The sequence below is a fragment of the Streptomyces thermodiastaticus genome (genome assembly GCF_014656135.1).
Classification (GTDB): domain Bacteria; phylum Actinomycetota; class Actinomycetes; order Streptomycetales; family Streptomycetaceae; genus Streptomyces; species Streptomyces thermodiastaticus.
The window spans coordinates 66,540-89,785 of record NZ_BNBV01000005.1; the positions used below are offsets into that span (position 1 = coordinate 66,540).

Sequence of the window (23,246 nt, forward strand, 5' to 3'; positions counted from 1 at the left end):
TACCTGATACGGCCGGGGCAGACACACAGGAGAAGAACCATGCCGAAGCCCACCAAGGGTGCCCGTCTGGGCGGCAGCGCCGCGCACGAGAAGCTGATCCTCGCGAACCTCGCGAAGTCGCTGTTCGAGCACGGCCGCATCACCACCACCGAGGCGAAGGCCCGCCGCCTGCGCCCGTACGCCGAGCGCCTGATCACCAAGGCGAAGAAGGGCGACCTTCACAACCGCCGCCAGGTGCTCCAGGTCATCACGGACAAGAGCGTCGTGCACACGCTCTTCACCGAGATCGGCCCGCGCTACGAGAACCGTCCGGGTGGCTACACCCGCATCACCAAGATCGGCAACCGTCGTGGCGACAACGCGCCCATGGCGGTCATCGAGCTGGTCGAGGCGCTGACGGTGCAGCAGAAGGCCGTGGGCGAGGCCGAGGCCGCCACCAAGCGTGCGGCCAAGGAGGCCGAGGAGGCCAAGGCCACCGAGGCGAAGGCCGAGGAGTCCGCCGAGGCCAAGGCCGAGGAGTCCGCCGAGGAGTCCAAGGACGCCTGAGGCACCCCCTCGCGCTGAGCGGGTCCGCCCCCTCGGGGGCGGACCCGCTTTCGCGTCTGCTGAGAGGATTTCCCCGTGAGTGACGAAGTACAGCCCGGGTACGTCCGCATCCGCCTCGACCTGTCCTACGACGGCACGGACTTCCACGGCTGGGCCAAGCAGCCCGGCGGCCGGCGAACCGTGCAGCAGGAGATCGAGGACGCGCTGCGGACGGTCACGCGGTCCCGGCAGACCTTCGAGCTGACCGTGGCCGGGCGTACCGACGCCGGCGTGCACGCGCGCGGCCAGGTGGCGCACGTGGACCTGCCGGAGGAGGTGTGGCGCGAACACCACGAGAAGCTGCTCAAGCGGCTCGCCGGGCGGCTGCCGAAGGACGTGCGGGTGTGGGCGCTGCGCCCGGCCCCGAGCGGCTTCGACGCCCGTTTCTCGGCGATCTGGCGCCGGTACGCGTACCGGGTGACCGACAACCCCGGCGGTGTCGACCCGCTGCTGCGCGGCCATGTGCTGTGGCACGACCGGCCGCTGGACGTGGACGCCATGAACGAGGCCGCCCGGCATCTGCTCGGCGAGCACGACTTCGCCGCCTACTGCAAGAAGCGCGAGGGCGCGACCACCATCCGCACCCTGCGGGAGCTGAGCCTGGTCCGGGGCGAGGACGGGATCATCACCGCCACGGTCCGCGCCGACGCCTTCTGCCACAACATGGTGCGCTCGCTCATCGGTGCGCTGCTGTTCGTCGGCGACGGCCACCGCCCGCCCGAGTGGCCCGGCCAGGTGCTGGCCGCGCGGGTGCGGGACTCCGCCGTGCACGTCGTCCGGCCGCACGGGCTGACCCTGGAGGAGGTCGGCTATCCGGCCGACGAGCTGCTGGCCGAGCGCAGCCGGCAGGCCCGCAACAAGCGCTCGCTGCCGTCGGCGGGCTGCTGCTGAGCCCACCCCGGGGTCGGGGGCGGACCGGCGGTCTTCGCGGCCGCCGGTCCGGCTACTGGTTCGCCGCGGCCGACGCCTGGGCCTCGCCGCGCCGGCGGATCTGCTGGAAGGTGAACGCGGCCAGGTCGTCGCCGGTGCGGAAGGCCGCGGTGTCCTTGGTGGTCACGTCCTTGCCGGAGGTGAAGCCGGTGAGGGTGAAGTAGGCGTAGCGGCCGTAGGCGTTGGTGGTGGAGCGGCACACCGCGCCGGTGCAGAAGGCGGGCACGCCGCTGCCGGTGAGCGGTTTGACGATGCTCTTCTTGTCGGCCTGGCCCTTGGCCTTGGTGGCCTGGGCCTCGCTGTCGAAGACGGCGACGCCGACGGTGACCGCGATGCCGTCCCTGGTGTAGGTAGCGCGGATCACGCGGGTGCAGCCGTTGGCGGTGAGCACCTTGCCGAGGGTGCCCTGCGCGGCAGAGGCGCAGTCGGTGGTGTCGGCCGTGGGGCCCTTGGCGTACTGCGCGGAGCCCATGGTCAGCCGGGTGCCCGGGTAGAGCGTGTCCGGGCCGAGCGGGGCGGTGTCCTTCTTGGCGCTGGATATGAAGTCCTTCGGGTCCAGCGGCGGCGGGGCGCTGGTGGGGGCGAAGGACGGGGTGGCCGAGCCGCTGGGCAGGGCGGCGGTGGCGGGCAGGTCGGAGGGCGGCCCGTCGGGGGTGCCGCCCCCGCCCGCGTTCATCACGGCCACCGCGACGGCCGCACCGACGGCGACGGTGGCCAGCGCGCCCCCGCCGACGAAGAGCAGCCGGCGGCGCTTGGCGCGCGCCTCGGAGGCCTCGGCGAGTGCCGCCCAGTCCGGGGTCTGGCTTGTGCCCTCGCCGGTCCACGCCTGCTGGGACTGCGGTTTCCACGGATCCCACTGGGACTGCGAGCCCCCCTGCCCATGACTCATGCCGCGCATCTTAACGGTGGCCGGTCTCACACCCGCCGGGCGTGCGGGCCGCGGCCCCCGGGGCCGTGCCTGCCGCGGCACCGCGCGGCCGTACACTGGGACGCGGAACAGGCATGAAACAGCGCCGCCGCCCCCGTTTTGCCTGGGGTGGGCGCCGTGGGTATCCTGCTTGTTCGTTGTGTATTGGCTTGCTCATTCTCACGGGACGGGCCCTTACACCGGTCCACCGGGCCGATGACCAGCGACCCCACGTACGCGGCTTGCGTCACCGCCGTGGGTCAAGGCTGTCGTGATCGTCTTCGGTGACCTTGTCAGGACCATTCACTGAAGAAGCGAAGGCTACGAACCGTGCGTACGTACAGCCCCAAGCCCGGCGACATCACGCGCCAGTGGCACGTCATCGATGCCCAGGACGTCGTCCTGGGCCGTCTGGCGTCCACCGCCGCCTCCCTTCTGCGGGGCAAGCACAAGCCGATCTACGCGCCGCATGTCGACACCGGTGACTTCGTCATCATCATCAACGCCGACAAGGTGCACCTCTCCGGCAACAAGCGGACCCAGAAGATGGCCTACCGGCACTCCGGCTACCCGGGCGGTCTGCGCTCCGTCCGTTACGACGAGCTGCTCGACAAGAACCCGGAGAAGGCCATCGAGAAGGCCGTCAAGGGCATGCTCCCCAAGAACTCGCTGGGCCGTCAGATGCTCTCGAAGCTGAAGGTCTACAAGGGTGACCAGCACCCGCACGCGGCTCAGCAGCCGGTGCCGTTCGAGATCACCCAGGTCGCGCAGTAAGTCCGGCCACCCCCTAAGACTGAGAAGAAGCTGAGGAGAATCGTGGCCGAGACCACTGCCGAGCAGCCGCTCGAAGAGCTTGACATCGACAGCTACACCACCGAGTCCGAGGTTCCCGTCGAGGGCGAGTACACCTCGGAGTCCCTGGCCTCCCGCTTCGGCGAGCCGCAGCCGGCCGCCGGCCTGGGCCGCCGCAAGAACGCCATCGCCCGCGTCCGGATCGTCCCGGGCACCGGCCGGTGGAAGATCAACGGCCGCACCCTCGAGGACTACTTCCCGAACAAGGTGCACCAGCAGGAGGTCAACGAGCCCTTCAAGGTGCTGGAGCTGGAAGGCCGTTACGACGTCATCGCCCGTATCTCCGGCGGTGGTGTCTCCGGTCAGGCCGGCGCCCTGCGCCTGGGTGTCGCTCGTGCTCTGAACGAGGCCGACGTCGACAACAACCGCGGCCCGCTGAAGAAGGCCGGCTTCCTGCGTCGTGACGACCGTGCCGTCGAGCGCAAGAAGGCCGGTCTGAAGAAGGCCCGCAAGGCTCCGCAGTACAGCAAGCGCTGACGCGCAGCTGCCTGCGGGCAGGCTCCCTCGAACGCCCCGGCGGCACGCCCGTGTGCCGTCGGGGCGTTCGTGTATCACAGGAGCCTGGCGTATAACGGCACGAAGTGACGGACGGCTGATCCGATCGGATGCCAGGTTCGACCGCCCCTGCCCGGTCCCTCACACCGCAGGCGCGCCGAGGACATCCAACCCAGCGAACAAGCGAACAGTGGACGGGCCCGGCCGGCGCCGGCACATGCGCGTCCACGCACCGACGCTCTCTCAGGAGGACAAGTGGGACGACTGTTCGGCACGGACGGCGTGCGCGGCGTCGCCAACGCGGACCTGACCGCCGAGATGGCCCTCGGCCTGTCCGTGGCCGCGGCACACGTACTGGCCGAGGCGGGCACCTTCGCCGGCCACAAGCCCAAGGCGGTGGTCGGCCGGGACCCGCGGGCGTCGGGGGAGTTCCTGGAGGCCGCGGTGGTCGCGGGCCTGGCGAGCGCGGGCGTGGACGTGCTGCGCGTGGGCGTGCTGCCGACGCCCGCCGTGGCGTACCTGACCGGCGCGCTCGGCGCCGACCTCGGTGTGATGCTCTCGGCCAGCCACAACGCCATGCCGGACAACGGCATCAAGTTCTTCGCGCGTGGCGGGCACAAGCTCGCCGACGAGCTGGAGGACCGGATCGAGGCGGTCTACGCCGAGCACCGCACCGGTGCCCCCTGGGACCGTCCGACCGGTGCGGGCGTGGGCCGGGTGCACGACTACGCCGAGGGCTTCGACCAGTACATCGCCCACCTCGTCGGAGTGCTGCCCAACCGGCTCGACGGACTGAGGATCGTGCTGGACGAGGCGCACGGCGCGGCCTCCCGGGTGTCGCCGGAGGCCTTCGCCCGGGCCGGCGCCGAGGTGATCACCATCGGTGCGGAGCCCGACGGCCTCAACATCAACGACGGCTACGGCTCCACCCACCTGGACAAGCTCAAGGCCGCCGTGGTCGAGCACGGCGCCGACCTCGGCATCGCCCACGACGGCGATGCCGACCGCTGCCTGGCCGTGGACCACACCGGCGAGGAGGTCGACGGCGACCAGATCCTGTCCGTGCTCGCGCTGGCGATGCGGGAGCGTTCCGCACTGCGGTCCGACACCGTCGTCGCGACCGTGATGTCCAACCTGGGCTTCAAGCTGGCCATGGAGCGCGAGGGCATCCAGGTGGTGCAGACCGCCGTCGGCGACCGGTACGTGCTGGAGGAGATGAAGGCCCACGGCTACGCCCTGGGCGGCGAGCAGTCCGGCCACGTCATCGTCCTCGACCACGCCACCACCGGCGACGGCACGCTCACCGGCCTGCTGCTGGCCGCCCGGGTCGCCGGGACCGGGCGCTCGCTCAGGGAGCTGGCCGGGGTGATGGAGCGGCTGCCGCAGGTCCTGATCAACGTGCCCGACGTGGACAAGTCCCGGGTGCACGACTCCGCGGACGTGACCGCCGCGGTCGCCGAGGCCGAGCGCGAACTGGGCACCACCGGCCGGGTGCTGCTGCGTCCCTCGGGCACCGAGCCGCTGGTGCGGGTCATGGTCGAGGCCGCGGACCTGGAGCAGGCGCAGTCGGTGGCCGGCCGGCTGGCCGACGTGGTGAAGTCGGCGCTGGGCTGAGCGGCCCGTGTGCGGGGGCGGGCCCGGTGCGGGCCCGCCTCGCGCCCGTCTCGGCGGCGGGTGTCACAGCTTGCGCAGACTCAGCCGCTGCACCTTGTGGTCGGGGCCCTTGCGCAGGATCAGCGTGGCCCGCCCGCGGGTCGGGGCGATGTTCTCCTCCAGATTGGGCTGGTTGATGGTGCGCCACATCCTGCGCGCGTAGTCCAGAGCCTCCTCCTCCGACACCTCCGTGTACGTGCGGAAGTAGGACGACGGGTCCTTGAAGGCCGTCTCGCGCAGCTTGCGGAAACGATTCAGGTACCAGCGTTCGATGTCCTCGGTGCGCGCGTCGACGTACACGCTGAAGTCGAAGTAGTCCGCCAGCCCGACCCGGGTGCGGCCGTCCCGGCCGGGCAGGGCGGGCTGCAGCACGTTCAGGCCCTCGACGATGAGGATGTCCGGGCGGCGCACGGTGAGTTTCTCGCCCGGCACGATGTCGTAGATCAGGTGGGAGTAGACCGGCGCCGTCACCTCGGCCTTGCCGGCCTTGATGTCGGCGACGAACCGGGTCAGCGCCCGCCGGTCGTACGACTCGGGGAAGCCCTTGCGGGACATCAGGCCGCGGGCCTGCAACTCCTTGGTGGGCAGCAGGAATCCGTCGGTCGTCACCAGCTCCACGCGCGGATGCTCCGGCCAGCGCGACAGCAGCGCCTGCATCAGGCGGGCCACCGTGGACTTGCCCACGGCCACCGACCCGGCCACGCCGATGACGAACGGCGTGCCGGACTGGGAGCCCCGCTCCCCGAGGAAGGTGTTCAACGCGTTGCGCAGCCCGTCGGTGGCGCCGACGTAGAGGTTCAGCAGCCGCGACAGCGGCAGGTAGATGTCGCGCACCTCGTCGAGGTCGATGACGTCGCCGAGGCCGCGCAGCCGCTCCACCTCCTCGGCGGTCAGCGGCAGCGGCGTCTTGTCGCGCAGCCTGCTCCACTCGGCACGGGTGAGATCGACGTAAGGAGTCGCCTCCGGCCTGGACCGGTGGGCGCTCCGGGGCATCGAGGGGACCGGAGAGATCACAGGTTCATTGTTGACGAAGTATGAACGGGCCGGAGGGTGGGGTGTGTCACCCCGGTCCCCGGCCCGCCCGCCGCACCGTTCGTACCCCGGTGGGAATTTCCGATTCCGGGCACGCAACGGCCGCTAGGGGCGCCGGCCGGCCCGTAGGCTGCGATCATGTGCGGAATCGTAGGGTATGTGGGGCCGCAGTCAGCGCTGGACGTCGTCATGGCCGGGCTGAAGCGGCTGGAGTACCGGGGATACGACTCGGCGGGCGTCGCCGTGCTCGCCGACGGCCAGCTGGCGGCGGCGAAGAAGGCGGGCAAGCTGGTCAACCTGGAGAAGGAGCTGGCGGAGAGGCCGCTGCCGGCCGGCTGGACCGGTATCGGGCACACCCGGTGGGCCACCCACGGCGCCCCGACCGACGCCAACGCCCACCCGCACCTGGACAACGCCGGGCGGGTGGCCGTCGTCCACAACGGCATCATCGAGAACTTCGCGGAGCTGCGCGGCGAGCTGATGGAGCGCGGGCACGAGCTGACCTCCGAGACGGACACCGAGGTCGTCGCCCACCTGCTCGCCGAGGAGTTCTCCGCGACCGCCGACCTCGCCGAGGCCATGCGCCTGGTGTGCCGGCGGCTCAAGGGGGCGTTCACGCTGGTCGCGATGCACGCCGACGAGCCCGACGTGGTGGTCGGCGCCCGCCGCAACTCGCCGCTGGTGGTGGGCATCGGGGACGGCGAGGCCTTCCTCGCCTCCGACGTCGCCGCGTTCATCGCGCACACCCGCTCCGCGCTGGAGCTGGGCCAGGACCAGGTGGTGGAGCTGCGCCGGGACGGCGTCACGGTCACCGGCTTCGACGGGCGGCCGGCCGAGGCCCGCGCCTTCACCGTCGACTGGGACGCGGCCGCCGCCGAGAAGGGCGGCTACGCCTCCTTCATGCTCAAGGAGATCGCGGAGCAGCCCAAGGCGGTCTTCGACACCCTGCTGGGCCGGATCGACGCGGAGGGCAACCTGACGCTCGACGAGGTCCGCATCTCCGCCTCCGAGCTGCGCGAGATGGACAAGGTCGTGATCGTGGCCTGCGGCACGGCCTTCCACGCCGGGCTCATCGCCAAGTACGCCATCGAGCACTTCACCCGGATCCCCTGCGAGGTGGAACTGGCCAGCGAGTTCCGCTACCGGGACCCGATCCTGGACGCGCAGACCCTCGTCATCGCCATCTCCCAGTCCGGGGAGACCATGGACACGCTGATGGCGCTGCGTCACGCCCGCGAGCAGGGCTCCAAGGTGCTGGCCATCTGCAACACCAACGGCTCCACGATCCCCCGCGAGTCCGACGCCGTGCTCTACACGCACGCCGGCCCGGAGGTCGCGGTCGCCTCGACGAAGGCGTTCCTGACCCAGCTGGTCGCCTGCTACCTGGTGGCGCTGTACCTGGGGCAGGTCCGCGGCACCAAGTGGGGCGACGAGGTCCGCGCGGTCGTGCGCGACCTGGCGCAGATCGGCGACGCGGTGGAGCGGGTGCTGGGCACCATGGAACCGGTGCGTCAGCTGGCCCGCTCGCTCGCCGACCGGAACACGGTGCTGTTCCTGGGGCGGCACGTGGGCTACCCGGTCGCGCTCGAAGGCGCCCTGAAACTGAAGGAACTGGCGTACATGCACGCCGAGGGCTTCGCCGCCGGGGAGCTGAAGCACGGGCCGATCGCGCTCATCGAGGAAGGGCTGCCGGTGGTCGTGGTGGTGCCGTCGCCGCGCGGCCGGTCCCTGCTGCACGACAAGATCGTCTCCAACATCCAGGAGATCCGGGCCCGCGGCGCCCGCACCATCGTGATCGCCGAGGAGGGCGACGAGGCGGTCGTCCCGTACGCCGACCACCTCGTCCGCATCCCGCCGACCCCGACGCTGCTGCAGCCGCTGGTCGCCACGGTGCCGCTGCAGGTCTTCGCCTGCGAACTGGCCACCGTCCGCGGCAACGCGGTGGACCAGCCGCGCAACCTGGCGAAGTCGGTGACGGTGGAGTAGGGCCGCTCGCGCACGGCCCGGGGCGGACGGGCCGCCGTGAGCCCGCCGTAGGGTGCTGCGCATGAGCATCATCGGGGTCGGGATCGACGTCGCCGCGATCGACCGGTTCGCGGCGTCGCTGGAGCGGACGCCGCAGCTGGCCGACCGGCTGTTCGTGCCGCAGGAGCTGCTGCTGCCCGGCGGCGGGCGACGCGGCGTGGCCTCGCTGGCCGCCCGGTTCGCCGCGAAGGAGGCGCTGGCCAAGGCGCTCGGCGCACCGGCGGGGCTGCTGTGGACGGACGCCGAGGTGTACGTCGAGGACAGCGGCCGGCCGCGGCTGCGGGTGAAGGGCACGGTGGCGGCACGGGCGGCCGAGCTGGGGGTGCGGTCCTTCCACGTCTCGCTCAGCCATGACGCGGGCGTGGCCTCGGCCGTGGTGATCGCCGAGGGATGACGTGCCCGCGCGGCCGGCGCTGCGGGCGTCGCTTGCCCGGCCGGTGACGGGTCGTCGTGCGGGCGGCGCACCGTGCGGGGCAGACTCGACGGCATGCGTACCGCGTACAGCGTCGAGACGGTCAGAACAGCCGAACGTGCCCTGATGGCGCGGCTGCCCGACGGAGCCCTCATGCAGCGGGCCGCCGCCGGGCTCGCCGCGGCCTGCGCCGGTCTGCTCGGGCGGGTCTACGGCAGCCGGGTGGTGCTCCTCGTCGGCAGCGGCGACAACGGCGGTGACGCCCTGTACGCCGGAGCCCGGCTGGCCCGCCGGGGCGCCGGGGTCGCCGCCGTGCTCCTCGCCCCCGACCGCGCCCACAACGGCGGACTTGCCGCGCTGCGCCGGGCGGGCGGCACCGTCGCCCGTCCGGACGCGGCCGAGGGGCTGATCGACCGGGCGGACCTGGTGGTCGACGGCATCGTCGGCATCGGCGGCACCGGCGGGCTGCGCCCGGCCGCGATCCCGCTGGCCGAGCGGGCGGCCCGCTCGGACGCCGTGGTCGTCGCCGTCGACCTGCCCAGCGGGGTGGAGGCCGACACCGGCGAGGTGCTCGGCGCCGCCGTGCGCGCCGATGTGACGGTGACCTTCGGCACCCACAAGCCGGCGCTGCTCATCGACCCGGCCCGCACCTGCGCCGGGACCGTCCGCCTGGTGGACATCGGACTGGGGCCCGAGCTGCCCGCCGAGCCGGACCTTCAGGCCCTGCAGCACGCGGACGTGGCCCGGCTGCTGCCGGTGCCCGCCCCGGAGAGCGACAAGTACCGGCGGGGCGTGGTCGGCATCGCGGCCGGCTCCGCCCGCTACCCGGGGGCGGCGGTGCTCGCCGTGTCGGGCGCGCTGCGCGGCGGCGCGGGCGCCGTCCGCTACGTCGGCCCGGCCGGGCAGGCGGTGATCGCCCGGTTCCCCGAGACCCTGGTCTCGGACCAGGGACCGCACCGGGCCGGCCGGGTGCAGGCCTGGGTGGTGGGGCCGGGTGTCGGCGACGACGCCGGCACCGTGGCTCAGGTGCTTCAGGCGGACGTGCCGGTGCTGCTCGACGCGGACGGTCTGCGGCTGGCCGACGTGGACGCCGTGCGCTCCCGTACCGCCCCGACCCTGATGACCCCGCACGCCGGGGAGGCCGCGGCCCTGCTCGGCGTGGCCCGTGAGGAGGTGGAGGCGGCCCGGCTGGCCTCGGTGCGGGAACTGGCCGCCCGCTACCGCGCCACCGTGCTGCTCAAGGGCTCCACCACGCTCGTCGCCGGCCCCGGCGGGGGCCCCGTGCGGGTCAACCCGACGGGCACCCCGTACCTGGCCACGGCCGGCAGCGGCGACGTCCTGTCCGGCCTGGCGGGCTCCCTGCTCGCCGCGGGCCTGTCCGCCCTGGACGCCGGCAGTGTCGCCGCCTACCTGCACGGACTGGCCGGCCGTCACGCCGCCCACGGCGCCCCCGCCGGCGCCCACGACGTGGCGGACCTGCTGCCCCGGGCGTGGCGGGACGTGCGCGACAGCGCGCCGGACGCCGTGCGCGCCCGAGGCGTCGACACCGTGCGCGTCCGAGCCGTTCGCGGCCCGTGGGCCCCACGGTGCCGTGGGGCCGCCGGTGGTCTTTGAGACACTGGGCGCGATGAACGAGACAGCAGACCTGCGGACGGCTCCGCTGCGCGCCCGCGCCGAGATCGATCTGGCCGCTCTGCGGGCCAATGTGCGGGCCCTGCGTGACCGGGCACCCGGCGCGCAGCTCATGGCCGTGGTCAAGTCCGACGCCTACGGGCACGGTGCCGTGCCGTGCGCGCGTGCCGCCGTCGCCGCCGGGGCGACCTGGCTGGGCACGGCCACGCCCGAGGAGGCGCTGGCGCTGCGCGCGGCCGGGTTGTCCCCGGAGCAGGTGCGGGTGATGTGCTGGCTGTGGACGCCCGGCGGGCCGTGGCGGGAGGCCATCGAGGCGGACGTCGACGTCTCCGTGAGCGGGCTGTGGGCGCTGGCCGAGGTGCGCGAGGCGGCGCGGGCCGCCGCCCGGCCGGCCCGGGTGCAGCTGAAGGCCGACACCGGCCTGGGACGCAACGGCTGCCCGCCCGCCGACTGGCCCCGGCTGGTCGCCGAGGCGCTGCGCGCCCAGGACGAGGGGCTGGTGCGGATCACCGGGCTGTGGTCCCACTTCGCCTGCGCGGACGAGCCCGGCCACCCGTCCATCGCCGCGCAGCTGGACCGCTTCCGGGAGATGACCGGGTACGCCGAGGGCGAGGGCGTGCGTCCCGAGGTGCGGCACATCGCCAACTCGCCCGCCACGCTCACGCTGCCCGAGAGCCACTTCGACCTGGTCCGCACCGGCATCGCCCTGTACGGGCTGTCGCCCAGCCCCGCGCTGGGCGTCCCCGCGGACTTCGGGCTGCGCCCGGTGATGACGCTCTCGGCGTCCCTCGCGCTGGTCAAGCACGCCGGTGGCGGGCACGGGATCTCGTACGGCCACCACTACGTCACTCCGGGCGACACCACCCTGGGACTGGTGCCCGTGGGCTACGCCGACGGCATCCCGCGCCACGCCTCCGGCACCGGCCCTGTGCTGGTCGGCGGCAAGCGGCGGACCGTGGCGGGACGGATCGCCATGGACCAGTTCGTGGTCGACCTGGGCGGCGACGAGCCCGAGGTCGGAGCGCCGGCGGTGCTCTTCGGCCCCGGCGACCGGGGGGAGCCGACCGCGGAGGACTGGGCGCAGGCGTCCGGCACCATCGCGTACGAGATCGTCACCCGCATCGGCTCCCGCGTCCCCCGGGTCTACCTCCACGCCGAGGAGGCCGAGGACGAGGGGCGGGAGGACCAGGGCGCCTAGAGGCGCGGGACGCGCGCCGGGGCGCGCAACAGGGGGTGGAGGCAGGAGAAACGGGAACGGGACCGGCAGGCGGCGTGTGCCGGTCCCCGCACCCCCGCCGGGCCACCGCCCTGCCGCGGCGCCGTCCGGTGCGCGGGAGGCGACGGGACGAGAAGGAGCGCTACGTGAGCGAGAGCAGGGCGACGGGGCTCGCCGCCGTCGTCGACGCGTTCGGCGGCCGGCGCCGGGCCACCGGGATCGCGGGCGCCGCGATAGGCCTGGTGGCGGCCGGCGCGGCCGCCACCGTCGCCATCGAACGGATGACCGTCGGCAGGGACGTGCGCCGCAAGGCCCGGCTCGTCCTGGACGCCGCCGCCCCCTTCGGAACCCTGCGCGGTACCCCCGGCCTGGCCGTCGCCGACGACGGCACCGAGCTGTACTACGAGGTAGACGAGGCCGACGGGGCCGAGGAGACCGAAGAGCCCGAGGAGGCCGAAGAGCCCGAGGACCCCTCTCCCGGAGCCGGCCCGGGCGACCTGATCCCGCGTCCCCGTTCCTGTGCGAGCGCCGGCTCTCCTGCCGGGCCTGCCCGCCGCACCGGCTCCGCGGCCGTCACCGTCGTCTTCAGCCACGGCTACTGCCTCAACCAGGACTCCTGGCACTACCAGCGCGCGGCGCTGCGCGGCGTGGTCCGCACCGTGCACTGGGACCAGCGCAGCCACGGCCGCTCCGGGCGGGGCGTGGCCCAGCTGCAGGGCGCCGAGCCGCTGAGCATCGACCAGCTGGGCCGTGACCTGAAGGCCGTCATCGACGCCGCCGCCCCCGAGGGCCCGCTGGTGCTCGTCGGGCACTCCATGGGCGGCATGACCGTGATGGCGCTGGCCGCCCAGTACCCCGAGCTGATCCGGGAGCGGGTCGTGGCCACCGCCTTCGTCGGCACCTCCCCCGGGCGGCTCGGCGAGGTGAACTTCGGGCTGCCGGTCGCCGGGGTCGACGCGGTGCGCCGGGTGCTGCCGGGCGTGCTGAAGGCGCTGGGCCGGCGCGCGGAGCTGGTGGAGAAGGGACGGCGGGCCACCGCCGACCTCTTCGCCGGGATCGTCAAGCGGTACTCCTTCGCCGGGCGGGACATCGACCCGGCCGTCGCCCGGTTCGCCGAGCGGATGATCGAGTCCACCCCGATCGACGTGGTCGCCGAGTTCTACCCGGCCTTCACCGACCACGACAAGACCGAGGCGCTGGCCCGCTTCCGCGGCCTGCCGGTGCTGGTGCTGGCCGGCACCGACGACCTGATCACGCCCAGCTCGCACAGCGAGGCCATCGCCCGGCTGCTGCCGGAGGCGGAGCTGGTGCTGGTCCCGGACGCCGGGCACCTGGTGATGCTGGAGCACCCCGAGGCCGTCACCGGCCGGCTCGCCGGGCTGCTCACCCGCGCGGGCGCGCTTCCCGCAGGCACTACCGTGGGCGGTTATGGACGTACCAGCAGCATCGCACAGCCCGGCTGATTCCGTGTCCGTCGAGATCACCGTCGCCTCCAGCGAGGAGATGCGGGCGCTGGGCCGGCGCCTGGCCGCGCTCGTGCGCGCGGGCGACCTGGTGATGCTCAGCGGCGAACTCGGCGCGGGCAAGACCACGCTGACCCGCGGCCTGGGCGAGGGCCTGAACGTGCGCGGCGCCGTCACCTCCCCGACCTTCGTGATCGCCCGGGTGCACCCGTCCCTCGGCGACGGCCCGCCGCTCGTCCACGTCGACGCCTACCGGCTGTCGGGCGGCCTGGAGGAGATGGAGGACCTGGACCTCGACGTGTCGCTGCCGGAGTCGGTGGTCGTCGTGGAGTGGGGCGAGGGCAAGGTCGAGGAGCTGACCGAGGAGCGGCTCCAGGTCCGCATCCACCGCACCCTGGGCACGGCGGGCGCCACAGCGGACGGCTCCGGGGCCCCGGACGCCGACGAGGTACGGCATGTCACCGTCACCGGCATCGGCCCCCGGTGGCAGGCCGTGGACGTGGCGGCCCTCGCTCGGTGAGAGCTGCCGTCAAGCGGCCGGACGCATGCGGGCACCTTCGGGTGATTGCGCCGGACGCCCCGGACGTGTTCCCATGGAGTCGCATCGCGGTTAGGTTTGCCTAACCTCACCTGCTCCGACTCTCTGGAGGCGTCCATGCCGGCCACCGGACCGTCGCCGCGGCCGCACCGGGCCGCGGGTGTGTGCATGAGCGAGCTGCTGGCCTCCTGCGCGGCGGCGGCCGCGGTCTCCCGCCCGCCGCGTGCCCCGGACCCCGTGCCCGCCGAGCCGCGGGCCGATCGCCCGAAGACACCGGGCCCCAACGCCCGGACACCGTCTCCGGCGCCCTCCGGGCCCGCGCGGACGGCGCCCTGACCACGCCCCGAACGGAGGAGAGGCGGCGCGACACGGTGTCACCCCGCCGGGTGAAGGAGGGCGGCCGCCGCAGCCGGGGCCGGCCGCGGCTCACGGCACGACGACGACCTTCTGGCCGATCGTGGCGAACGTCCACATCGTCGCGCCGTCGGCCCGCGACTCCCGGATGCCGCCCGTCTTCACCGCCGTGCCCGTGCCCGGCTCCGGCGTGGCACCGTCCACCGCCGCGCTGAACCCGATGACCACCCCGTCCACGCTGGTGAACCGCACCACGTGCTCGACCGGCACGCCGTCGGTGCCGGTGACCGCCTTCGAGCGGGAGGTGACCGCGTAGGTGCCGGGGGGCGGGTCGACGGTGCCGGGGGTGACCGGGAAGGTGGCCTCCACCCGGCCGCCCGCGCTCACCAGCCACACCCGGTCGCCGCCGAGCGAGTACACCACCCGCTCGCCGGTGCCCGACCCGCCGGGCAGCGCGCGCGGGTCACCCTCCTCGCGCGGGGCCCTGCTCGGGCTCGGCGCCGCCGAGGCCGTGGCGCCCGGCCCGCCCCGCAGATCCCGCGGCACGGTCGCCTGCGCCCGGTAGGCGAGGAAGCCCACCGTGGCGACGGCGGCGGCGGTGAGGGCGGCCACGCACACCGAACTGCTTCTCGCCACGCTCGCCCACCTCTGTCCCGGTCGATGGTGCAGGGCTGTCGTCAGGGGGCTGCCCCCGCAGGCGCGACGGTAGCAGCCGGGCGGCCCCGGCCCCGGGCGCACGTGCCGCGGGCGCCGGAGCCGTAGGCTGTTTGCGTGCTCTTGCTCGCTCTGGATACCGCCACCCCCGCCGTCACCGTCGCGCTGCACGACGGTGAGGCCGTCATCGCCTCCTCCAGCCAGGTGGACGCGCGCCGGCACGGAGAGCTGCTGCTGCCGGCCGTCGACCGGGTGCTCGCCGAGGCCGGGCTGGGCCTGGACGCCGTCACGGGCATCGTGGCCGGCACCGGCCCCGGCCCCTACACCGGGCTGCGGGTGGGCCTGATGACCGCCGACACCTTCGGCCTCGCGCTCGGCGTCCCCGTGCACGGCGTGTGCACGCTCGACGCCCTCGCCTACGCGGCCGACCTCCCCGGGCCCTTCGTGGTCGCCACCGACGCCCGCCGCAAGGAGGTGTACTGGGCGCGGTACGCCGACTCCCGCACCCGGGTGACCGGCCCGGCCGTCGACCGCCCCGCCGACATCGCCGAGCAGGTGAAGGGGCTGCCCGCGGTCGGCGCGGGAGCGCTGCTGTACCCCGGCGTGTTCCCGCAGGCGCACGAGCCGGAGCACGTGTCCGCCGCCGCCCTGGCCTCGCTGGCCGCCGAGAAGCTCGCCGCCGGCGAGGAGCTGCCCGAGCCCCGGCCGCTGTACCTGCGCCGCCCCGACGCGCAGGTGCCCAAGAACTACAAGGTGGTCACCCCCAGGTGAGCGGGCGGACGACGACCGGGCCCACCCCCGTGCTGCGGGAGATGCGCTGGTGGGACATCGACCCGGTGCTGGAGCTGGAGAAGGACCTCTTCCCCGAGGACGCCTGGTCCCGGGGCATGTTCTGGTCGGAGCTGGCGCACTCCCGCGGCCCGGAGGCCACCCGGCGGTACGTCGTGGCGGAGATCCGCGACGAGCAGGGCACCGACCGGATCGTCGGCTACGCCGGCCTCGTCGCCTCCGGCGGACAGGGCGACGTCCAGACCATCGCGGTGGCCCGCGACCACTGGGGCACCGGCCTCGGCTCCAAGCTGCTGGCCGAGCTGCTGCGGGCCGCGACCGCTTTCGAGTGCACCGAGGTGCTGCTGGAGTGCCGGGTGGACAACGTCCGCGCGCAGAAGCTCTACGAGCGCTTCGGCTTCGAGCCCATCGGCATCCGCCGCGGCTACTACCAGCCGGGCAACGTGGACGCGCTGGTGATGCGCCTGTCCGACCCGGCGGCCCCCGCCGCTCCGCAACCCCCGTCAACGGCGTACAAGGAACCTGACACCCATGGCTGACATGCGGGACGAGCCGCTCGTCCTCGGCATCGAGACCTCCTGCGACGAGACCGGCGTCGGCATCGTCCGCGGCACCACCCTGCTGGCCGACGCGGTCGCCTCCAGCGTCGACGAGCACGCCCGCTTCGGCGGCGTCGTCCCCGAGGTCGCCTCGCGGGCCCACCTGGAGGCGATGGTGCCCACCATCGAGCGGGCCCTGAAGGAGGCGGGGGTGAGCGCGAAGGACCTGGACGGCATAGCCGTCACCGCCGGGCCCGGCCTGGCCGGCGCCCTCCTGGTCGGCGTCTCCGCGGCGAAGGCGTACGCCTACGCGCTCGGCAAGCCGCTGTACGGCGTCAACCACCTGGCCGCGCACATCTGCGTGGACCAGCTGGAGCACGGCCCGCTGCCGGAGCCGACGATGGCCCTGCTGGTCTCCGGCGGGCACTCCTCGCTGCTGCTGTCCGCCGACATCACCTCCGACGTGCGTCCCATGGGCGCCACCATCGACGACGCGGCCGGCGAGGCCTTCGACAAGGTCGCCCGCGTGCTGAACCTGGGCTTCCCCGGCGGCCCGGTCATCGACCGCTACGCCCGCGAGGGCGACCCGGAGGCGATCGCCTTCCCACGCGGTCTGACCGGTCCCCGCGACGCCGCCTACGACTTCTCCTTCTCCGGCCTGAAGACCGCGGTGGCCCGCTGGATCGAGGCCAAGCGGGCGGCCGGCGAGGAGGTCCCGGTGCGCGACGTGGCCGCCTCCTTCCAGGAGGCCGTCGTGGACGTGCTGACTCGCAAGGCGGTGCGCGCCTGCAAGGACCAGGGCGTGGACCACCTGATGATCGGCGGCGGCGTGGCCGCCAACTCCCGCCTGCGCGCCCTGGCCCAGGAACGCTGCGAGAAGGCCGGGATCCGGCTGCGCGTCCCGCGGCCCAAGCTGTGCACGGACAACGGCGCGATGGTGGCGGCGCTCGGCGCCGAGATGGTCCGCCGCGACCGGGCGGCCTCCGCCTGGGACCTGTCGGCGGACTCCTCCCTGCCGGTCACCGCCTCGCACGTCCCGGCCGAACAGCCGCCGCACCGCCACGGCCACGCGCACTCCCACGACCATGTCCACGAGATGAGCAAGGAGAACCTGTACTCGTGACCGTCGCCCTGATGTGGGAGGCCCGCGCGGTCGCCGGCCGCGGCGAGGAACTGCTGTCCTGGGCCCGCGCGCAGACCCTGCCCCGGCGGCCCCTGCGCCGCGAGACCTTCCGCGCCCCCCAGGACCGCGTCCTCGTCATCACCTGGTGGGACGCCCCCTACGACGTTGATCTCCCCGAACTGCCCGACCCCGACCCGGACTTGGTCACCCGTGCGGTGCACCGCTGGCGGTTCGAGTCCGCGGGCGAGGACTGATCGCGTGTGGCACCCCGCCCGCCGGATGCGCTATGATCATCACACGCGAGCGGGCAGGACAGCCCGGTGAGCGAATGCGTTGGTGGTCTAAGGAAAGACGCCCCGCTTCCTGTGGGGAGATGCAGGTGCAAGGCCTGCCCGGCGCTCGATGAGACCCCGTTCCGGTCCGCCCGGAGCGGGGTCTTCGCGTTGCCGGCATGCGGCGTCGGGTGGTGTCACGGCGGTGTACGGCGGCGGGCCCGTCCCCGGCCGGGAGGCGGACCCGCGACTGCTGCTCAGTCCGCGGCCGTAAGCTCCGTCTCGCAGCGCAGCCGGCGGTCGTGACCCACCTGCCGTACCTCGCCCGTCAGGGTGAGCCGGGCGGTGTGGCGCACGTCCGCGGCGGAGGCGGCCAGCCGCAGCTCCAGCTCGCCCGGCTCGACCACCCGGCGGCCGGTCAGGTCGGTGAACGCCGACAGATCCGTGTGGAACCGGAAGGTCACCCGGCGGGCCTCGCCGGGATGCAGCTCCACCCGCTGATAGCCGATCAGCCGGACGTCGGGACGGGTCACCGAGGCCACCGGGTCGTGCAGATACAGCTGCACCACGTCCGCGCCCGCCCGGTCACCGGTGTTGCGCACCGTCAGCGACAGCTCGTAGGAGCCGTCGGTGCCGATCTGCCCGCTGCCCGAGCCCTCGAAGGACTCCCAGCGGAACGTCGTGTAGGACCGGCCGTGCCCGAACGGGTACAGCGGCGTCGGGTCCAGGCTGCTCACCTCGCCGGCCAGGCCCAGCGGCGGCTGCAGATACGTCCACGGCTGGCCGCCGGGCAGCCGCGGCACGCTCACCGGGAGCCGGCCCGAGGGGTTGACCCGGCCGGAGAGCACGCCCGCCACGGCCGGGCCGCCCTCCTCGCCGGGGAAGAACGCCTGCACCACCGCGGCCAGGCGCTCCGCCCACCGGCCGAGCGCGTAGGGCCGGCCGGTCAGCAGCACCAGCACCACCGGAGTCCCGGAGCCCACCAGCGCGTCCAGCAGCTCGCCCTGGACACCGGGCAGGTTCAGATCGGCCACGTCGCAGCCCTCGCCGGAGGTGCCGCGGCCGAACAGGCCGGAGCGGTCGCCGAGCACGGCCACGCACACGTCCGCCTCCCGGGCGCGGGCGACGGCCTCCGCGAACCGTGAGGTGTCCTCGTCCGACACCCCGCAGCCCTCGGTGAACGTCACCTTGGCGTCCGGCAGTTCGGTGCGCAGCGCGTCCAGCACGGTGGGGATCTCGATGCCCATCGGGACGTCGGGATGCTGCACGCCCACGTGCGAGGGGAAGGAGTAGCAGCCGAGCATGGCCAGGGCGTCAGCGGCGCGCGGCCCGACCACCGCGATCCGGCCGTCGGCCGGCAGCGGCAGCACACCGTCCGGATTGGCGAGCAGCACCACTGACTCCTCGGCCAGGCTCCGGGCCACCGCCCGGTTCTCCGCAGAGTCCAGGTCGACGGGGCCGTCCGGCACCTCGGGCGTCCAGTCCGCGTCCAGCAGACCCAGCTCGCACTTCTGCAGCAGCACCCGGCGGGCCGCGCGGTCCACCAGCTCCTCGGGGACCTCTCCGGCGCGCACGGCGGCCACCAGCTCGTCGCCGTAGGCCTTCACCGTGGGCAGCTCGACGTCGATCCCGGCGGCCAGGGCCAGGCGGCCCGCCTCAGCGGTGCTTGCGGCCACCCGGTGCAGGGTCTGCAGGAAGTCGATGGCGAAGTAGTCGGCGACCACCGTGCCGGTGAAACCCCACTGCTCCCGCAGCAGCTCGGTCAGCAGCCGCGGGTCGGCCGAGGCGGGCACGCCGTCGGTCTCGGTGTAGGCGGCCATCACCGAGCGGGCGCCGCCCTCGCGCAGGGCCATTTCGAACGGCGGCAAGGTGATGTCCGCGAACTCCCGGACGCCGGCGCGCACCGGGGCCAGGTTGCGGGCGCCCGCGGAGGAGGCGTATCCGGCGAAGTGCTTCAGCGTGGCGACGATCCCGGCCGACTCCAGGCCCCGCACATAGGCGCTGCCGATCGTGCCGACCAGGTAGGGGTCCTCGCCGATGGTCTCCTCCACCCGGCCCCAGCGCAGGTCGCGGACCACGTCCAGCACCGGCGCCAGGCCCTGGTGCACGCCCACCGACCGCATGTCCCGGCCGATGCGCGCGGCCATCGCCTCCACCAGCTGCGGGTCGAACGTCGCCCCCCAGGCCAGCGGCACCGGGTAGGCGGTGGCGCCCCAGGCGGTGAAGCCGGCCAGGCACTCCTCGTGGGCGACGGCGGGGATGCCGAAGCGGCCGGCCTCGGCGATCCGCCGCTGGGCGCTCGCCAGGGCCCGCGCGCCGACGGCCGGGTCCACGGGTGCGGTGCCGAAGGACCGGGTGAGCTGGCCCAGGCCGCGGGTGATCAGCTCGTCCCAGTCGTAGTCGGTGTTCATCTGCTCCTGGTGCGGGGCGACACCGTCGCCGTCCGTGGAGGCACCCACCCACACGCCGTACAGCTGGGCCGTCTTCTCCTGGAGGGTCATGCGGGCCAGCAGATCGTCGACCCGGGCGGTGGCGGGCAGGGCGGGATCCTGCCAGGGGGCGGTGGTCATGGAGCTCCTGTCAGTGGGGTCGGGGAAGGGGGCGTTCGCGTCGTTCACTTGCCGCCCACGCCCATCAGGCCGTTGACCAGGGCCCTGCGGGCCACCAGGTACACGGCGAAGATCGGGATGCCGGAGAGGACGACCGAGGCGAGCAGGGCGGGGATGTTCACCCCGAACTGGCTGACGTAGTTGAACAGGCCCAGCGTCAGCACCCGCGGGCCGTCGGACTGGGTGAAGATCAGCGGGAAGAGGAAGCCGTTCCAGGCCTGCAGCGCCGAGTAGATGACGACCGTGCTGATGCCGCCCTTGGTCATCGGGATGACCAGCTGGAACAGCATCCGGGTGGTGGAGGCGCCGTCCAGGGCCATCGCCTCGTACATCTCCTCGGAGATGTCCCGCATGGTGCCGGTGAGGATCAGCACCGACACCGGCATGGCGAAGGCCGCCGTCGGCAGGATGATCGCGATCAGGCTGTCGTACAGGTTCAGCTGGGAGATCAGCAGGTACAGCGGGACGACCACCGCCTGCGCGGGGATGGCCACGCCCAGCAGGAACAGCCGGAAGGCCGAGCCGGCCCAGAAGGTGCGCGAGCGCACGGCCACGTAGGACAGCGGCACGCACAGCACCAGCACGATCACCACCACGGCCGCGGCCACGATCACCGTGTTGAGCAGCAGATGACCGAAGCCGTTGTGCAGGACGGTGTTGTAGTTCTCCAGCGTGGGACGGGAGGGCGGCTTGAGCGCGTTGTGGCCGAGCGCCTCGTCCTGGCGGGTCAGCGAGGCCGAGATCATCGCGTAGATCGGAACGATCACGACCGCCAGCCACAGCACCGAGCCCAGACCGGCGAGCGGGTTGGGCCGCCGGCTCCAGTGCCGGCGGCGTCGCACCGGGCCGGGCAAGGAGGGCCGGCCGGCGCTCTTCACGTCGTGCGGACGCGGCAGGGTGTCGTGTGCCATGCCGTCACATCCCTTCCCTGGTGCTGCGCATGGCGCCGAACCCGGACAGCCGCACCAGCAGCAGCGACAGCGCGGTGGCGGCCACGACGAGGAAGGAGGCGACGGCGCTCGCGTAGCCGAAGTCGTAGCTCTTGAACCCCGCCTCGTACATCAGGTACGGCAGGATCGCGGTGTCCGTGCCGGGGCCGCCCTGGGTGAGGATCAGCACCGTCTCGAAGTACGTCAGCGAGCCGACGATCATCAGCACGCTGGACGTGGTCATGGTGTTGCGCAGCTGCGGCAGCGTGATGGAGAAGAACTGCCGGTAGCGCCCGGCGCCGTCCATCGCGGCCGCCTGGTAGAGCACCTCGGGGATCTGCCGGGCCCCGCCCTGGTAGATCAGGGTGTGGAAGGGGATGAACTGCCAGCCGCCGACGAAGACGATGGCGAGGAACGCACCGGAGGTGGTGCCGAGCGTGTCGTGGCGGATGATGCCGAAGTTCGGGTCGAGCAGCGCGTAGAACAGCAGCGAGATCGCCGTCGAGGACAGCAGGAACGGCACGAAGAAGACCGCGGACAGGATCGCGCGGTTGCGCTGCCGGCCCGCCGCCCACACACCCAGCAGCAGCGAGACGACGGTCTGGAAGGCCCAGCTGACCACCGTCAGCAGCACCGTGACCGTCAGGGACTGGGTCAGCCGGGGGTCGTGGAGCATTTTCTCCCAGTTGGCCAGGCCCACCGGCTCCGGGTCGCCCAGGCCGTTCCACTTGGTGAACGACAGATAGAAGGCGAGCGCCATCGGCGCGAGGGCGAAGAAGACGAAGAACAGCACGCCGGGCAGGACCCAGACGGCGTGCGGACGGCCCGTCCGCGCACCCTCGGTGGTCCTGCCCTTGCGCACCGCGGTGGTGCTCTTGGTCACTTCAGCCCCTTGAGCGCGGAGACGAACTGCTCCGGCGAGGACTTGCCGACGAACAGCTTGTTGATCTCCGTGAGCATCGGCTGCTGCCAGTCGGGGTCCACCGCCTGGTCCCAGCTGAGCGTGAAGTTGGGGGCCTTCTGCACCAGCTGGTACTGGAACGTGGCGAACTCCGGGTTGGGGGAGGAGTCCAGCATCTTCTCGGCGATCGTGGTGGTCGGCACGTCACCGTTGGCGATCAGGTCCTTGGTGTACGCCTCGGACGCGCAGTCGCGCAGGAAGGCGATCGCACCGTCCTTGTTGGAGGTACGGGCGTTGACGGACCAGTAGTTGCAGGGGTTGCCGACCACGTTGCGGATGTCGCCGGCGCCGCCCTCGAACGACGGGAACGCACACCAGCCCAGCTCCTTCTTGGCGAAGTCCGGGAACTTCCCCAGCTGCGTGGAGTACTCCCAGGAGCCCATCAGGTGCATGCCGGCCTTGCCCTTGGCGAGCAGGGCGGGCGCGCCGCCGTTGTTGTACGACACCGAGCTGAAGCCCTTGCCGAAGGCGCCGTCGTCGACGAGCTGCTTGACGGTCTGGGCGGCCTTCAGCACGGCCGGGTCGCCCCAGCCCGAGGCGTCACCGTTCCTGACCTTGTCGAAGACCTGCGGGCCGCCGATGCGGTCCACCAGGTACTCCAGCCACATCAGCTCCGGCCAGATCTCCACACCGCCCAGCGCGAAGGGCGTGACGCCCGCCTTCTTCAGCTTGGCGACGTTGTCGAGCAGCTGGTCCCAGGTGGTGGGCGGGGTCAGCTTGTGCTCGGTGAACACCGACTTGTTGTAGAAGAGCAGCACCGGCTGCATGCCGCGCATGGGGATGCCGTACTCGTGCCCGTCCAGGGATCCGGCGGCGACCACGGACGGCAGGAAGCCGGTGCTGAGCACCGAGTCGGACTTGATGACGTCGGTGAGGTCGAGCAGCTGGCCGGCCTCCTTGTACGCCTTGATCGAGCCGCCGCCCCAGTTGAAGAAGATGTCCGGGGCGTTGGGCGAGCCCATGGCGGTGCGCAGCTTCGCCGGGTAGTCGGAGGCCGGGATCCGCTCCATCTTGACCTTGGCCTTGGCCTTCGCGGCCGCCGCCGAGGCGTTGAACCGGGACGCGGCCTTGTCCTGGACCTTCACCGCGTCGTCGCCGTACACCATCGCGGTGATGGTGCCGCCCGAGCCGCCCGAGCCGCTGCCGGACCCGCAGGCGGTCAGACCGGCGGCCGAGATCAAGGTGGTGGCGCCGGCGCCGAGGAACCAGCGCCTGCTGTAGGACTGCATCGTGACGGCACCTCTCACAAGGTCGGTCGGGCCGGACTCGCACCGCG

General features: G+C 73.1%; 22 protein-coding genes. 15 read left to right on the plus strand and 7 right to left on the minus strand.

Annotation, left to right across the window (positions count from 1 at the left end):
- Nucleotides 1-39: 39 nt before the first annotated feature.
- Together rplQ and truA are read left to right on the plus strand one after the other, a co-directional pair.
- On the plus strand, nt 40-546 hold the full coding sequence (gene rplQ, locus IE286_RS07130; RefSeq protein WP_189795760.1) for a 50S ribosomal protein L17: 507 nt from the start codon (nt 40-42) through the stop codon (nt 544-546).
- A 75-nt stretch (nt 547-621) separates the two neighbouring features.
- A complete protein-coding gene (gene truA, locus IE286_RS07135) occupies nt 622-1,476 on the plus strand; it encodes a tRNA pseudouridine(38-40) synthase TruA (protein WP_189795761.1) in 855 nt (284 codons plus the stop codon).
- 52 nt (nt 1,477-1,528) lie between these two features.
- Here the strand turns inward: truA and IE286_RS07140 are convergent, their stop codons facing one another.
- Nucleotides 1,529-2,404, minus strand: coding sequence for a hypothetical protein (locus tag IE286_RS07140; RefSeq protein WP_189795762.1), 876 nt, complete (start codon nt 2,402-2,404; stop codon nt 1,529-1,531).
- A gap of 348 nt (nt 2,405-2,752) precedes the next feature.
- On the opposite strand from IE286_RS07140, the gene rplM reads away from it, so the two are divergent.
- From rplM to glmM, 3 genes are all read left to right on the plus strand, one after another.
- Nucleotides 2,753-3,196 (plus strand): 50S ribosomal protein L13, encoded by a 444-nt coding sequence (rplM, locus tag IE286_RS07145; RefSeq protein WP_125496494.1) that lies wholly within the window; start codon nt 2,753-2,755, stop codon nt 3,194-3,196.
- Nucleotides 3,197-3,238: 42 nt separating this feature from the next.
- The gene (gene rpsI, locus IE286_RS07150) at nt 3,239-3,751 is read left to right on the plus strand and encodes a 30S ribosomal protein S9 (RefSeq protein WP_125496493.1); all 513 of its coding nucleotides are present in this window, start codon (nt 3,239-3,241) and stop codon (nt 3,749-3,751) included.
- A 273-nt stretch (nt 3,752-4,024) separates the two neighbouring features.
- Nucleotides 4,025-5,383 carry a phosphoglucosamine mutase gene (glmM, locus tag IE286_RS07155; protein WP_189795763.1) on the plus strand — a complete coding sequence of 453 codons (1,359 nt, stop codon included), beginning with the start codon at nt 4,025-4,027 and terminating at the stop codon, nt 5,381-5,383.
- A 63-nt stretch (nt 5,384-5,446) separates the two neighbouring features.
- Here glmM and coaA read toward each other — a convergent pair whose 3' ends face one another.
- A complete protein-coding gene (gene coaA, locus IE286_RS07160) occupies nt 5,447-6,415 on the minus strand; it encodes a type I pantothenate kinase (protein ID WP_189795886.1) in 969 nt (322 codons plus the stop codon).
- Nucleotides 6,416-6,592: 177 nt separating this feature from the next.
- On the opposite strand from coaA, the gene glmS reads away from it, so the two are divergent.
- The 6 genes from glmS (at nt 6,593) to tsaE (ending at nt 13,722) form a co-directional block, all read left to right on the plus strand.
- Complete coding sequence (glmS, locus tag IE286_RS07165; protein ID WP_189795764.1) at nt 6,593-8,440, plus strand: glutamine--fructose-6-phosphate transaminase (isomerizing); 1,848 nt, start codon at nt 6,593-6,595, stop codon at nt 8,438-8,440.
- Nucleotides 8,441-8,501: 61 nt separating this feature from the next.
- Complete coding sequence (locus tag IE286_RS07170) at nt 8,502-8,873, plus strand: holo-ACP synthase (protein WP_189795765.1); 372 nt, start codon at nt 8,502-8,504, stop codon at nt 8,871-8,873.
- A 93-nt stretch (nt 8,874-8,966) separates the two neighbouring features.
- Nucleotides 8,967-10,505, plus strand: coding sequence for an NAD(P)H-hydrate dehydratase (locus tag IE286_RS07175; RefSeq protein WP_189795766.1), 1,539 nt, complete (start codon nt 8,967-8,969; stop codon nt 10,503-10,505).
- A 13-nt stretch (nt 10,506-10,518) separates the two neighbouring features.
- Nucleotides 10,519-11,721, plus strand: coding sequence for an alanine racemase (alr, locus tag IE286_RS07180; protein ID WP_189795767.1), 1,203 nt, complete (start codon nt 10,519-10,521; stop codon nt 11,719-11,721).
- Nucleotides 11,722-11,885: 164 nt separating this feature from the next.
- Nucleotides 11,886-13,202 (plus strand): alpha/beta fold hydrolase, encoded by a 1,317-nt coding sequence (locus IE286_RS07185; protein ID WP_189795768.1) that lies wholly within the window; start codon nt 11,886-11,888, stop codon nt 13,200-13,202.
- The gene (gene tsaE / locus IE286_RS07190) at nt 13,168-13,722 is read left to right on the plus strand and encodes a tRNA (adenosine(37)-N6)-threonylcarbamoyltransferase complex ATPase subunit type 1 TsaE (RefSeq protein WP_189795769.1); all 555 of its coding nucleotides are present in this window, start codon (nt 13,168-13,170) and stop codon (nt 13,720-13,722) included. The genes IE286_RS07185 and tsaE overlap by 35 nt, the downstream gene beginning before the upstream one ends.
- Before the next feature lie 444 nt (nt 13,723-14,166).
- Here the strand turns inward: tsaE and IE286_RS07195 are convergent, their stop codons facing one another.
- Nucleotides 14,167-14,730, minus strand: a complete 564-nt coding sequence (locus tag IE286_RS07195) for a hypothetical protein (protein ID WP_229862029.1) — start codon at nt 14,728-14,730, stop codon at nt 14,167-14,169.
- A 135-nt stretch (nt 14,731-14,865) separates the two neighbouring features.
- Here IE286_RS07195 and tsaB point away from each other — a divergent pair, with 135 nt between their 5' ends.
- The 4 genes from tsaB to IE286_RS07215 are packed head-to-tail and all read left to right on the plus strand — an operon-like array spanning nt 14,866 to nt 17,453.
- A complete protein-coding gene (gene tsaB, locus IE286_RS07200; RefSeq protein WP_189795770.1) occupies nt 14,866-15,519 on the plus strand; it encodes a tRNA (adenosine(37)-N6)-threonylcarbamoyltransferase complex dimerization subunit type 1 TsaB in 654 nt (217 codons plus the stop codon).
- 41 nt (nt 15,520-15,560) lie between these two features.
- Complete coding sequence (gene rimI, locus IE286_RS07205) at nt 15,561-16,076, plus strand: ribosomal protein S18-alanine N-acetyltransferase (RefSeq protein ID WP_189795888.1); 516 nt, start codon at nt 15,561-15,563, stop codon at nt 16,074-16,076.
- On the plus strand, nt 16,069-17,199 hold the full coding sequence (tsaD, locus tag IE286_RS07210) for a tRNA (adenosine(37)-N6)-threonylcarbamoyltransferase complex transferase subunit TsaD (RefSeq protein ID WP_189795771.1): 1,131 nt from the start codon (nt 16,069-16,071) through the stop codon (nt 17,197-17,199). The genes rimI and tsaD overlap by 8 nt, the downstream gene beginning before the upstream one ends.
- Complete coding sequence (locus tag IE286_RS07215) at nt 17,196-17,453, plus strand: hypothetical protein (RefSeq protein ID WP_189795772.1); 258 nt, start codon at nt 17,196-17,198, stop codon at nt 17,451-17,453. Before tsaD ends, IE286_RS07215 begins: the two co-directional genes overlap by 4 nt.
- 275 nt (nt 17,454-17,728) lie before the next feature.
- On the opposite strand, the gene IE286_RS07220 is transcribed toward IE286_RS07215, so the two are convergent.
- Genes IE286_RS07220 through IE286_RS07235 form a run of 4 tightly spaced genes read right to left on the minus strand, consistent with a single transcriptional unit; the run spans nt 17,729 to nt 23,199 of the window.
- Nucleotides 17,729-20,041, minus strand: coding sequence for a beta-xylosidase/alpha-l-arabinosidase (locus IE286_RS07220; RefSeq protein WP_189795773.1), 2,313 nt, complete (start codon nt 20,039-20,041; stop codon nt 17,729-17,731).
- Between the two features lie 44 nt (nt 20,042-20,085).
- Nucleotides 20,086-20,991 carry a carbohydrate ABC transporter permease gene (locus tag IE286_RS07225; RefSeq protein WP_189795774.1) on the minus strand — a complete coding sequence of 302 codons (906 nt, stop codon included), beginning with the start codon at nt 20,989-20,991 and terminating at the stop codon, nt 20,086-20,088.
- Between the two features lie 4 nt (nt 20,992-20,995).
- On the minus strand, nt 20,996-21,892 hold the full coding sequence (locus IE286_RS07230; protein WP_189795775.1) for a carbohydrate ABC transporter permease: 897 nt from the start codon (nt 21,890-21,892) through the stop codon (nt 20,996-20,998).
- Nucleotides 21,889-23,199: an extracellular solute-binding protein gene (locus tag IE286_RS07235; protein ID WP_189795776.1), complete on the minus strand. Its 1,311-nt coding sequence runs from the start codon at nt 23,197-23,199 to the stop codon at nt 21,889-21,891. Before IE286_RS07235 ends, IE286_RS07230 begins: the two co-directional genes overlap by 4 nt.
- Nucleotides 23,200-23,246: the final 47 nt, after the last annotated feature.